Genomic DNA, 13,657 nt, shown 5'->3' on the forward strand with positions numbered 1-13,657 from the left:
GGGACTTCACATGAACAAAGATTTGAACATGAAGGTTAATGTGCTGCCTGTTTTGACATACGGTTTTCTTAAGGTCAATGACAGTACAGTTTCCGAATCAGACATAAAAATAGATAGCTTTGAAACTCCGGATGCAAGTAAGATGCCGCAGGGCGTAAATGTAAAACGCGGAGTTGATTATGCGGAAGCAGGCGAGATCTTTATAAAGAATAAAGACAGGATCATGTATACCACAGGCGATTTTGCAGGCCCTAACGCCGATACGACAGGAAGAAATGAAGGTCAGGCAATCAGGACCGGAATGGGAATCGATGTGGACGAGCTCATGATCTCCGCAGGCGCTAAGTGCGATATTTATACGGTTGAGGAAAATGTTAAAGTTTCCGAGCCCGTTGTCATAGAGTACAAGATGAAAGACGGCGAGGGATGTATATCAGCGCAGGTCATTCATGCCAAGAAAGATTCTGAGATAAATGTCATCCTTGCATATGAATCGGAAAAGGATTTTGGCGGTTTCCACGGAATCAGCACAAGACTTCTTGCCGAAGAAGGCGCAAAGATTAATATTTATAAGATCCAGATGCTTGGCGATAAGTTCATTCATTTTGATGATATCGGCGGAGCATGTTTTAAGGGCGGATCAATCGGCGTTACGACTTTGGAACTTGGTGCCAAGAAGGCGTGGACCGGCTGTCTTGTAAATCTTGTTGAAAAAGAAGCTGAGCTCATATCAAATATGGGTTATCTCGTAAGATATGACAATTTCCTCGATGTGAATTATGTTGCAGATCAAAGAGGAAAAAATACAAACTCTGTAATGCATGCAAAAGGAGTTCTGATGGATTCCGCAACCAAGGTATTCAGAGGAACAATTGATTTTAAGAACGGAAGCTCGGGATCGGCAGGAGATGAGCAGGAAGATACACTTATGCTCAGTCCTGATGTAATAAACCGCAGCATGCCCGTAATCCTTTGTCAGGAAGAAGATGTTGACGGAAGGCACGGTGCAACAATAGGACAGCTTGGCGAAGACTTGTTGTTCTATATGCAGACAAGAGGAATCGATGAAGAAAATGCAAAGCGCATGATGATCAGGGCGAGACTCGACAGCGTTGCAAGAACGATTCCCGATAAGGAACTGGAACAGAGAGTTGTATTCTACATTCAGAATATCATTTAACAGTAGGTAGGAAAAAGAAATGGCTAACATCGGAGATTATCGAAAAGACTTCGATATTTTAAATTCAGGTGACTATGTATATTTTGATAATGCGGCTACTTCACAGAGACCCAATCAGGTTCTGGATGCAATATCAAACTTTTATCGCACGGCAAATGCCAATCCTTTAAGGGGCTTATATGATTGGAGTATGGCGGCAACAGAAATGTATGAGGATTCAAGGCGCGTTGTTGCTGATTTCATAGGTGCGAATTCTCCCGAAGAGATTATTTTTACAAGAAACACTTCTGAATCGCTCAACCTCGTGGCATACAGCTACGGTCTTGATAATGTATCTGAAGGTGATGAAGTTGTTATCTCTGTAATGGAGCATCACAGCAACATCTTGCCCTGGCAGATGGTATGCAGGAAGAAAAATGCAAAGCTTGTATATCTTGAGCCCGATGAAGAAGGCGTTATCTCCAAGGAAGAGTACGAGAGCAAGATTACAGACAAGACAAAGGTTGTTGCTATAGGTCATGTGTCCAATGTTATGGGCGTTACCAACCCTGTAAAAGAGATTGCGGCATATGCTAAGTCTAAGGGCGCAATCGTGGTTGTGGACGGCGCTCAGTCAACACCTCATATGAGAGTAAACGTACAGGAACTCGGTGCAGATTTCTTTGCATTCTCCGGACACAAGATGCTCGGACCTATGGGCATAGGCGTTCTTTACGGAAAAAAAGATCTTTTGGAAAAGATGTCTCCATTCCTTACAGGCGGAGAAATGATAGAGTATGTTACAAGAACAGATGCTACTTATGCAGAGCTTCCTCATAAGTTTGAGGCGGGTACTGTTAACGCATCCGGAGCGGTTGGCCTTGCAGAAGCAATCAGATACCTTCAAAATGTCGGTTTTGAGGCTATAGAGGCGCAGGAGCAGAAGCTTACCGCACTTCTTATGGATGGAATGTCAAAACTCCCTTATATCAAAATATACGGCTCAAAAGACCCTAAGAAGCATTGTGGTATCGTTACATTTACAATTGACGGTGTGCACCCTCATGATATTTCATCGGTGCTCAATGACGATCACGTATGCATAAGAGCGGGACACCACTGTGCTCAGCCACTTATGCAGTTTATCGGTGCCGGATCTACCGCACGTGCAAGTTTGTACTTCTATAATACAGAAGAAGAGGTTAAAATATTCCTGGAGAAACTTGCAAAGGTTAGGGAGGTCATGGGATATGGAGCTTAAGCAGTTATATCGAGAGATAGTAAATGAGCATAATCTGCGACCTGTACACAGGGGTAAATTGGAAAATCCGGATCTTGTAATGCGTGGAATAAATCCAAGCTGTGGCGATGATATCACATTGCAGCTCAAGGTTGAAAACGGTGTTATTACGGACGGTAAATATGTTGGAAGCGGATGTGCCATATCACAGGCATCTGTAGACATGATGGTTGACCAGATAATAGGTAAGAGCAAGGAAGAGGCAATTAAGCTTGCAGGAACCTTTATGGGCATGATAAAAGGCGAAATAACGGACGAGGAGAGCATAGAGTCTCTTGATGAAGCTGCTTCGCTTCAGGACGTAAGACACATGCCTGCAAGAGTCAAATGCGCCGTTCTTGGCTGGCATACCATGCAGGAGATGCTCGAGCACCCCGAAAAGGCAAATGACAAAGTAGAAGAGTGATACGGAGATTTACGGACGCCCGGCCACAAAGGTATATATTCGGAAATATGCTGTGTACGTCTGCGCAGTGATTTTCATTAATTTATAGAAACGGGATATTCTGACTTTCACGTTGTTCAGAGAAGTCAGAATATCCCGTTTCTATAAATTTTGAAAATCATCTTGCTCGTCCGAAGACAGCGTATTTCCGAATATATACCTTTGTGGCCGGGCTATCTACGAAAAGGTCGGTAGTCACAAAAACGAGCTTTGAAAAGCTCGATTTTTGTTGCGAAATATGTATATGCGACTAAATAATCTTTGTTCTAGTGGAAAAAAGACAAAGAAAAAAGTACCATCCCCATAGGATATACCTATGAAAACAGTACTCGGCGTGCGCTGCCAGGGTCTCGAACCCTGGACAACCTGATTAAGAGTCAGGTGCTCTACCAACTGAGCTAGCAGCGCATTTGTCATTTAGCGGCTGTGCCGTATCTCAACGACAAGTGATATGTTACTACGCTTAAAAAAGAATTGCAAGTGTTTTTTTCAAAAAATTTTAAAAAAATGTATTTTTTTTAAATTTGACATATCTGTGAGGATATATTTGTGGTAAATTAGATGTTATGAAAAAATTCAAGAATGCAAAATTGAAAAACGAAAGGTGTGTATATGATATTTGATACGCATGCTCATTACGATGACAGACAGTATGATGAGGACAGGGAGATACTCATTTCTTCTTTGAGTAAAGCCGGTATCGGCAAAGTCGTAAATATAGGTGCAGACATGGCATCAAGTGAAAGAGCACTTGGCCTTGCACATGAGTACGATTATATATATGCAGCGGTCGGGGTACATCCAAGCGAAGTGGAAGAGCTTAATGATGAAGCAATAGAGCGCTTGAAGTCATGGACGGCGGATGAGAAGTGTGTGGCTGTAGGAGAGATAGGACTCGACTATCACTGGCCGGATCCTTCTCCTGAAATTCAGAAGAAATGGTTTATTAGGCAGCTTGATCTTGCAAGAGAGGTACATCTTCCGGTGGTGATTCATTCAAGAGACGCTGCAAAGGATACGATGGATATAATGCATAGCGAGCACGCAGAAGAGATAGGCGGAGTGGTGCACTGCTTTTCTTATTCCAAAGAGCTTGCAAAAGAGTGTGTGGACATGGGCTTTTATATTGGAGTCGGAGGTGTTGTGACTTTCAAGAACGGACGTAAGCTCAGAGAAGTTGTGGAAGAGATTCCGATGGAAAAGATACTTCTTGAGACAGATTGCCCGTATCTTTCCCCTGAGCCACACAGAGGAGAGCGTAACAGCTCTTTAAACCTGCCCTATGTGGTAAAAGCTATAGCTGACATAAAAGGTATCAGCGAAGAAGAAGTTATACGTATAACAGAAGACAATGCAAAGCATATGTACGGAATTATTACGGAGGTATAAATGGCATATCTTGGAAACGCGGCACGCACAAAGGAAGTGCTGAGCAAATACAATATGAGCGCAAAAAAGAAATTCGGACAGAATTTCCTTATAGACAGCGGTGTACTTGACGGAATAGTAGAAGCTTCGGGAGTAACGAAGGAAGATTGCGTTCTTGAGATCGGCCCCGGTATAGGAAGCCTTACTCAGTATCTGGCTGAAGCTGCAAAGCGTGTTGTGTCCGTTGAGATAGACAAGACACTTATACCTGTTTTAAATGACACATTATCCGAGTATGACAACGTTACAGTGATCAACGAAGACATACTTAAGGTTGATATAGAGAACATAGTAAAAGAATACAATGATGGAAGAAAAATAAAGGTTGTTGCCAATCTACCCTATTACATTACAACACCGATAATCATGAAGCTCTTTGAGAGCAATGCACCCATAGATAGCGTTACAGTCATGGTACAGAAGGAAGTTGCGGACAGAATGGTCATGGGACCGGGAAACAAGGATTATGGTTCGCTTTCACTTGCTGTAGGTTATTACGCAAAGGCAACATCCGTTATGAACGTTGCGCCGGGAAGCTTTATCCCGCAGCCGAATGTAGGATCGGCGGTTGTGCATCTTAAGAGATATGAAGAGCCGGCAGTAGAAGTCGGTGATGAAAAGTATATGTTTGAGATTATAAGAACAGCGTTTAATCAGAGGAGAAAAACTCTTTCAAACGCTCTTTCAAATAATCCGTCGCTAAAGGTAACGAGACAACAGGTTCAAGATGCGTTAACCGAGATAAATATTGACGAAAAAGCAAGGGGAGAAGTGCTTTCTCTCACGCAATTTGCGCGACTTTCAGACATTTTACAAAGATAAGGTGCTTATGTTAAACTAACACTGGATATAGTTGGGGCACCAAAGAGGTGATATTTTGGATAAAGTTGAATACAAGATTCGAGCCGATGAGATCAAGGCTTTAATTGGGGAAGGCAGATTTGCCGAGGCTGTGAAAATTGCTGACACTATTGACTGGAAACGTGTAAAAAGTGTTGCAATGCTTTGTACGATAAGTGATTTATATAAGATAAACAGACGCTTTGAAGAGAGCAGAGATATTTTGCTCATGGCATACGACAGACACCCCACGGGTAGAGCGATTGTATACTCCCTATGTGAACTTGCAATAAAGATGGGAGAATTTGTTCAAGCTGTAGAATATTACAAAGAATTTGTCAGAATAGCGCCCAGAGATACAGGGCGATATATCTTGCAGTATAAACTCTATGAAGCTCAGGAAGTAAGTCTTGAAGAGAGAATCGCGGTTCTCGAAGAATTCAAAAAACATGATTATAGGGAAAAATGGGTATATGAGTTGGCGTATCTTTATCACAGGATAGGCCTTACTACTGAGTGCATTGAAACATGCGACGAGATGTTTTTGTGGCTTGGTGACGGCAACTATGTTATGAAGGCACTTGAACTTAAGGCTCTTCATGAACCCCTTTCGCCCGAACAGCAGGACAGATATGTCAGATATAAGCAGAAACACGGCGGATATATTGACAGATCGATCGTTGTAAATAATGAGAATCCTGTACAGAATCCGGCTGCTCAGAGCATGCCCGGAATGTCCCCCGTTACCCAGGATACCAGAGAGATGCCTCCGGTATCGAATGATGTTGAGATTAAGGCGCCATCTGTTGATGTAAGCGCATATAATACAATGAATCTGCAGGCTGCACTTGCAGAAGAATTAAAGCCATATATCGGAGGAGATGAGCAAGCACAGGCTGTTGCGGCGCAGTTTCAGGCGGGAATGGCGCAGCCACAGGGAAGTTTTTCACAGCAGGATAGCTTCTCGCAGTATCAGTCAGCTATGGCTCAGCCGCAGGATGGCTTTGCACAGCCACAGGCAAATGCTGTACAGCCACAGGCCGGAATGACACAGTCGCAGGGAAGTTTTGCGCAATATCAGGCTGAGATGGCCCAGCAGCAGGCTAATATTGCACAGCCACAGGGAAGCTTTTCGCAGTACCAGGCTGAGATGGCTCAGCAGGACAGTTTCGCACAGCAGGAAAGCTTTGCGCAGGCACAGAATACAGCTGCACAGGCTGAAGCTTATGGCGCTCAGCAGGCATATGGAAATACAGAGTACAATCAGGAACCGGTTAATGCTGCCGAGCCGGAGATATTTGACGAAGACGAAGCTATGCAGGAAGACAGCTCTTTTTCGCGTGTTTCTGGAACAATAGGAGAGCCTGCATCAGGTAGTATAGAAGAAGTATTTTTTGATACACATGAAATTCATCTGCCTGAGAAAGATCTTGAATTTAAGCCGGCTCCCGAGAACAGGGAGGAAGTTCCCGCAGCGGAGCAGGTTTCAGATATCGCAGAAGTTGCACAGGAAGAGCCTTCAGAGTTTTTTGATATGGAAGATGATTCTGATGGGCAGGGGTTTGAAGCACCTACAGAAGATATAGAAGACATAGCATATAAAGCACCGGTTTATGAGAACAGACCATTGGAAGATGAGGTACCCGGAGCAGTAATACATCCAAATGCAAGTTATAACATGTCCAGCGGATTTGATAAGATGCTTTCACAGGACTATGACGGGCAGATCAAGATGGCTGTCGAGCCTGAGCCTGAAGTTGAGAAGCAGATCACAGGTCAGATCAGCATTTCCGAGTATATTCAGAACTGGGAGCAGTTCAAGAAGGAACAGCAGGAGAGACAGTTAGAGAGCGTAAAGAAAAAAGTTTCCGATCAGACGGGAGATCTTTTTGCAGATTATGATGAGATAGCAAAGGCAGGACTTCAGGAGAAGATTGAGAAAGCAATCGCCGATGCCATCAAGAAAGAAAAACAAAAGCGCGCTTCGGGAAGAAGCGATTGGTCCAGAAACAGTGCGGACATTATAGATGAGGCTGTTGATGAAGTTATTAATGGCACAGAAGACGATGATTCTGATCACTCTTTTGCAGATGAGGAACAGACAGCTGTAGCAGAAACCGAAAAGAAAAAGAGTGGTTTTGCGCGCGAAGAGTTCGGTGATTCAAGGAATGACAGAAAAGAAGAAGTTGAGAAGGCAGAGGATGCCAAGAAGGCGGATGTGTCTGAAGAAGATCTGGAAGATTCGAGAAGAAATCCGAACAGAAACAGAACCAGAGCGGAAGGAAGGCCGGATCCGAGATCCAGAGAAAGAAACAGAGGCGAGGACAGAAACGCCGGAAGATCCGCAGACAGAAGACCTCAGGGACAGAGACCTGATAATCAGAGAAATGAGAATCAGGAGCCTTCAGACGCATTAAAGAAAAAGCTTAAGAAGCATCATTCCGGAAACAGAGAGATTGAAGAGAGATTAAGGAAGATGACTCCCGAAGAGAAGGAGTTGTTCGGACCTTACATTCATCATAAGAAATCGAGAAGACAGATTATCAAAGCAATTGATAACATGAGCATGGAAGCTTTTAGCGGAAATGTCATTGTTACCGGTGAAGAGGGCGCAGGAACAATCAATCTTGCGAAGGGACTTATCCGTGCCGTTCAGGCATCCAATTCGAACTTCAGCGGAAAAGTTGCGAAGATAACAGCGAATACGCTCAATAAGAAGAGGCCGGCGGCAATTTTTGAAAAGCTTGCGAACGGCGCACTTATAGTTCAGAGAGCGGCAGATATTATGCCTGAAACAGCTGCTGAACTTATAAAGATTCTCAAGGAAGAGAAAAAAGGTATAATAATAGTAATGGAAGATACCAAGGAAGATATGAACAAATTCCTTGATATGAATCCTGATTATAAAGAGAGTTTCAGCGTAAGAGTTGATATAGAAGCTCTCGATGACGAGTCACTTGTGGCATATGCCAAGCAGTATGCGCTTGAGAATGAATATGCGATCGACAATCTCGGTATTCTCGCACTTCATACCAAGATATCCGAGAGACAGACTCTCGACCATGATGTTACGGTATCAGAGGTCAGGGATATTGTGGATGACGCTATATATTATGCGGAGAAGAGATCGGTATCTCACTTTGTAGATATCATAGTAAACAAGCGATTTGATGAAAATGATATGGTAATCCTCAGAGAAAAAGATTTTATGCACTGAACATATACGAGGGGGACGCATGGACAAAACAGTGTTTATATCTGAAGCTGATGAGTATTTATTCGGGCAGGGAACGCACTACGAGATTTATGAGAAGCTCGGAGCGCATCCTGCAGAAGAAAACGGAAAGAAAGGTTACTTTTTTGCTGTATGGGCACCGAATGCAGCAGATGTCCATGTTGTTGGCTCTTTTAACAACTGGGCTGAAGATGCACATGCCTTAAAGCGAACTGAGATCGGAAATATATGGAAAGGTTTTATCCCGGGAGTAGGAGTGGGAGAACTGTACAAGTTCCTCATAACAACTCCTGAAGGGAAAAAACTCTATAAAGCTGATCCATATGCCAATTATTCCGAGCTTCGTCCCGGAAATGCGTCCAGAACTACGGATCTGTCCGGATTTAAATGGTCAGATTCCAAATGGTACGAGAAGATAAAGGGCAAAGATCCGAACAGACAGCCCATTGCGATCTACGAGTGCCACATTGGTTCCTGGATGAAACATCCCGACGGGACGGAAGACGGATTCTATACTTACAGACAATTTGCAGACAGAATTGTTGAGTATCTAAAAGAAATGCCTTATACCCACATAGAGCTCATAGGAATAGCTGAGCATCCTTTTGATGGGTCATGGGGTTATCAGGTTACGGGCTATTATGCTCCAACGTCAAGGTACGGTGAGCCCTCGGACTTTATGTATCTTGTCAACAAACTCCACAAGAATAATATAGGTGTAATACTTGACTGGGTTCCTGCGCATTTTGCGACGGATGAATTCGGGCTTTCATGTTTTGACGGAAAGTGTATCTATGAAGATCCGGACCCGAGGAAAGGCGAACATCCCGACTGGGGAACCAAGATCTTTAATCTGGCTAAACCCGAGGTAAAGAATTTCCTTATAGCGAATGCTCTTTTCTGGATAAGAAAGTTCCACATAGACGGAATACGAGTGGATGCGGTAGCTTCCATGCTTTATCTGGATTACGGCAAGAAAGACGGACAGTGGGTTCCCAATAAATATGGCAAAAAAGAGAATCTCGATGCGATAGAGTTCTTCAAGCACCTTAACAGCGTGGTCAGAGGGACATATCCCGAATTCCTTACGATTGCTGAAGAATCTACGGCATGGCCTAAAGTCACAGCGCCTCCGGAGGAGGACGGACTTGGATTTGCATTCAAGTGGAACATGGGATGGATGCATGATTTTTGTGAGTATATGAAACTTGATCCGTATTTTAGACAGGGCGCTCACAATATGATGACCTTTGCCATGAGTTACAACAGTTCCGAGAATTATATCCTGCCGCTTTCACACGATGAGGTCGTGCACCTGAAATGCTCGATGCTTGAGAAGATGCCGGGCTACAAGGTTGATAAGTATGCCAATCTCCGTGCAGGCTATACATTTATGTTTGGACATGCGGGCAAAAAACTTCTTTTCATGGGACAGGATTTTGCACAGGAAAGAGAATGGAGCGAAAAGCGTGAACTTGACTGGTTCCTTCTTGCAAATGACCTGAACAGAGGTATGAAGGACTATGTTTCTCAGCTTCTTAAGATATACAGAAAGTATCCGGCGATGTATGAGGTAGACAACGACTGGGGCGGATTCGAGTGGATAAATGCAGATGACAGAGAGTGCAGCACCTATAGCTTTTACAGACGTGCTATAGACGGCAAGGAGAATTTGCTGTTTGTCATCAACATGACTCCCGTTGAAAGAAAAGGTTATCAGGTCGGAGTTCCTTTTGCGGGAAAGTATACGCATATCCTGGATAGTGCCGCTGAGCAGTATGGCGGAAACGGAAGCAATATACCTCATGAGATCACAGCAAAAGAAGGCTTGTGCGATTATAAGGACTACAGTATAACCCTGGATCTTCCTGCGTACGGAGCAGAAATTTTCCTCTTTAAGGGTACGCCCAAGAAAAAGAAAACTACACGCAGTTCGGGAACGAAAAAGGAAAAATAAGATCGTTATATTAAGAAATAAAAAAATTCAGCCGAAATAGAAGGTGACAGAATGTACTCTGTCACCTTTTTGTATCATAGGAAATTGCTTTCCTATTTAGATCAGTTCATTTAATAAGATGAGGCGTATATGAACATTAATTTTCAGACTTTGACGGGAAAAAAGACAACTGAGGATTCGATGTACGTTGGCATGGATGCTGAGGACAGAATCAATAAGAGTGCAGTTAAGAGTACTTCAATGAGTGCTGTAGCGGTTAATCTTGATACAAGCTTATTCAGTAACGATGTATATGCAAGTCATACCAGAGGAACTGACGATATCAGTGAAATGGCCCAAAACACGGATGTTATGACTCAGCATAACTATATGGCATTACTATCAAACACTATGTCTGAAGAGGACTATAAAAAGGCTCTTGAGGACGGTTTTGATGTTAAAAATCTAAATAATTCAGAGACAGTGACTATTCTTGATAAGATCAAAGGTGTGCTTTTGGAGTCCGGAGTTGAAGTGGCAGGCTTTAACGACGATATGAGCGTTGAGAAACTCACAAAGATAACAGGAAGCAGGACACTGGCTGAAACAATCCAAAAGGAATTCTCCCGGAGCGATATTCCGATGACAGCTGAAAATGTGAGGAGTGCAAAGGGCGCTTACGAAGAGGCTTTGCAGATAAAAGAGCCTTCAGACGGTGCGGTCAAATATATGGTTCTTAACAACATGAAGCCCACCATAAGTAATTTTTACCTTGCTGCCCACAGTACAAACGGACAGAACCTTTCGGGAAGAGGATTCTATGCCCAGGAAGCGGGAGGATACTATGCGCAAAAGGCTGACAGCATAAACTGGGACAGCCTTGCACCTCAGATAGACAAAGTGCTTGCAGAAGTAGGTTATGATACGAACGATTCAGGTATAAGAGATGATGCAAAGTGGATGGTTGAACAGGGAATCCCGTTAACGTCCGAAAATTTAAGCACACTAACAGAAATAGCTAAGGTAGAGTTTCCGATATCGGAGGAGGCTGCGGTTAAAGCAGCAGCATCTGCAATACTTGACGGTAAGAGTGCTGTTCAGGGTAATCTTGCAGATTCGGAAAGTAATATTGAAAAGGCGGTAAGAATATATGAGAGTACTAAGATAATTACGGATGAAGCTGTAAAGAATGTTGTTGAGGAAGAAAAAGAGCTAAATATCAAGAATCTTGTCATGGCAAGCGGTGAAGGAGCGGGAGTTAACCCCGAGAATCCGACAGCTCTTTTGTCCGAAAACGATCCGAAGATTGTTGCGGCAAGACTCCAGCTTGAGGAAGTAAGACTTCGCATGAGTGTTGAAGCAAACAAAAATCTTCTGGACAGAGGGTTTGCGATAGATACAGCGCCTATGCAGAATCTTATCGAGGAGCTTTCAAACATGCTCAAAGATATAGAAGGCACGCAGACAGGCGAGATCATTGATGATATCACGGGAGCTAAGGCTACAACCCCCGCAAGAGTGTATGACCTTACTCTTGAAAAAGTTCAGATCATAAGTAAGGGACCTGTGGACATTTCGGGACTTATGGCGGGAAGATTGCAGACAGCAACGCTTTCACAGATAAGTGACGTTTCTGCGAGCCTTACAAGACAGTTCAAGGCGGCGGGAGAAGGCTATGAAGCCATGATGACCGCGCCGAGAGCAGATCTTGGAGACAGTATAAAGAAAGCGTTTAGAAATGTCGATGATATACTTCGGGATTTTGGTGAAGAAGCGAATGAGGAAAATCGCAGAGCAGTCAGAATTCTTGGATATAACAGCATGGAGATCAACGAGGAGAACTTTGAAAATGTAAGGGCATGGGACAGAAAGTTCGTGGCAACGCTTGAAAGACTCAAGCCCGGAGCGGTCTTAAATCTCATAAGAGAAGGAAACAATCCTCTCAATATGACGCTCGAACAGCTTTCTGACAGCCTAGATCAGGGAATGTTCAACGGAGGTGAAGGCGGAAAAAGAGATTCCGACAGATCGAAAGAAAAGTTTTCAAAGTTTATCTGCAAGCTTGAGCAGAAAAAAGATATCACGAAAGAGGAGAAGGCTTCTTTTATCGGAATATACAGACTGTTTCATACACTTAAGGCAAATGACTACAAAGCAATCGGTTCCGTATTAAAGACTGGAAAAGAGATGACTTTGGGAAATCTTTTGACCGAAACAAGGAGCGGAAGAACCGCAAAGAGCGGAATAGACTATTCTGTAGGTGATGACTTCGGCGGAGTTGATCTCAAAGAAGGAAATATTATAAAAATTGACGAACAAATAAATTCGGCCTTCAGATTTTATAGGTCACAAGCCGATATAGTATATGAGAATCTTGAGCCTGAAAAATTAAAGGCAGCAAAACCCACTACGGGAACGAAGCTTGAGGATTTTGCGAGGGCGCTTAAGGATGAAGAGATCGATCCTGAACTTGAAAAAGCATATATCAAAGATCAGGTACAGGAGATACGAAATGTAGCCGGTTCAAAGGCTGCACCGGGAGCAATCGAAGAGATGGAAACTTTCGGCGTTGAGATGAACTTCAGTAATCTTGAAGCGATGATAGGCTTAAGACGTGACAGAAGAAACGGAAATTTATGGAATAGGGCAGAGGAGCTTTCTAAGAGAGATGTATCACAGGATCTGGATACTCTTACGGATGCTCTTGACGGCGACAATTACGAAGAGACATACACAAAGACCCTTGAGAATATTTCCGACAAACTTACGGATGTACTTGTAGATCCGGAGACAGAGTATATTGACGTTAAGGCAATTACTCTTATGCAAAAGCAGATTTCCGTGATGGCACATACATCGGAGCGAGGAAGCTTCGAGGTGCCGGTGGAAATAGATGGAACAAAGGTATCAATGCACATCACTCTAAGGAGTGATAACAGCAGAATTTCAAGGATGGAAGCGAGTGTTCAGACCGTCGACTACGGACTTATCTCGGTAACTCTTTACCGGGAGGAAGGAAGTATAACGGGTATGCTTACGACAACGTATGCAGGTAATCCCGAAGAGGCTGAATATCTTGAAAGCGTTAAAACTAAGATGTGCGACAAATTAGCGGATAAGATAGAGGGCGCCGGTGTAGACCGAAAAAGGATTGCGATACTCTATAACGCACAGGCACAACCTACCAAAGTAGGCACGGTTAATGCACAAGCCATGGATGGCGACAGGACTTCGACAGAAGATACAGGCACACTTTTGAAAATGGCGAAAGCATTTATAGAGGCTCTTTAAGCTCTATACGTGTAGAAAAGAGG

General features: G+C 43.5%; 8 protein-coding genes and 1 tRNA gene. 8 read left to right on the forward strand and 1 reads right to left on the reverse strand.

Annotation, left to right across the window (positions count from 1 at the left end; genetic code table 11):
• Positions 1–10: 10 nt before the first annotated feature.
• From T356_RS0104570 to sufU, 3 genes are read left to right on the forward strand one after another with little or no spacing between them, the layout of a single operon-like run.
• Positions 11–1,180 (forward strand): SufB/SufD family protein, encoded by a 1,170-nt coding sequence (locus tag T356_RS0104570; RefSeq protein ID WP_026513475.1) that lies wholly within the window; start codon positions 11–13, stop codon positions 1,178–1,180.
• Positions 1,181–1,199: 19 nt separating this feature from the next.
• Entirely contained in the window at positions 1,200–2,420 is a 1,221-nt protein-coding gene (locus tag T356_RS0104575) for an aminotransferase class V-fold PLP-dependent enzyme (RefSeq protein WP_026513476.1), read from the forward strand.
• Positions 2,410–2,865 (forward strand): Fe-S cluster assembly sulfur transfer protein SufU, encoded by a 456-nt coding sequence (gene sufU, locus T356_RS0104580; protein WP_026513477.1) that lies wholly within the window; start codon positions 2,410–2,412, stop codon positions 2,863–2,865. Before T356_RS0104575 ends, sufU begins: the two co-directional genes overlap by 11 nt.
• A gap of 374 nt (positions 2,866–3,239) precedes the next feature.
• Here the strand turns inward: sufU and T356_RS0104585 are convergent.
• Positions 3,240–3,312, reverse strand: a tRNA-Lys gene (locus T356_RS0104585).
• Positions 3,313–3,516: 204 nt separating this feature from the next.
• On the opposite strand from T356_RS0104585, the gene T356_RS0104590 reads away from it, so the two are divergent.
• The 5 genes from T356_RS0104590 (at position 3,517) to T356_RS0104610 (ending at position 13,634) form a co-directional block, all read left to right on the forward strand.
• Positions 3,517–4,293: a TatD family hydrolase gene (locus T356_RS0104590; protein WP_026513478.1), complete on the forward strand. Its 777-nt coding sequence runs from the start codon at positions 3,517–3,519 to the stop codon at positions 4,291–4,293.
• Positions 4,294–5,154: a 16S rRNA (adenine(1518)-N(6)/adenine(1519)-N(6))-dimethyltransferase RsmA gene (gene rsmA / locus T356_RS0104595; protein ID WP_026513479.1), complete on the forward strand. Its 861-nt coding sequence runs from the start codon at positions 4,294–4,296 to the stop codon at positions 5,152–5,154.
• A gap of 55 nt (positions 5,155–5,209) precedes the next feature.
• A complete protein-coding gene (locus T356_RS0104600) occupies positions 5,210–8,389 on the forward strand; it encodes a tetratricopeptide repeat protein (protein ID WP_026513480.1) in 3,180 nt (1,059 codons plus the stop codon).
• A gap of 19 nt (positions 8,390–8,408) precedes the next feature.
• Entirely contained in the window at positions 8,409–10,364 is a 1,956-nt protein-coding gene (glgB, locus tag T356_RS18385; RefSeq protein ID WP_051563146.1) for a 1,4-alpha-glucan branching protein GlgB, read from the forward strand.
• A gap of 129 nt (positions 10,365–10,493) precedes the next feature.
• Positions 10,494–13,634, forward strand: a complete 3,141-nt coding sequence (locus T356_RS0104610) for a DUF6240 domain-containing protein (protein ID WP_026513481.1) — start codon at positions 10,494–10,496, stop codon at positions 13,632–13,634.
• The last annotated feature ends 23 nt before the right edge of the window (positions 13,635–13,657 follow it).

The organism is Butyrivibrio sp. LB2008 (assembly GCF_000621565.1).
In the GTDB taxonomy this organism is placed as follows: domain Bacteria; phylum Bacillota; class Clostridia; order Lachnospirales; family Lachnospiraceae; genus Butyrivibrio.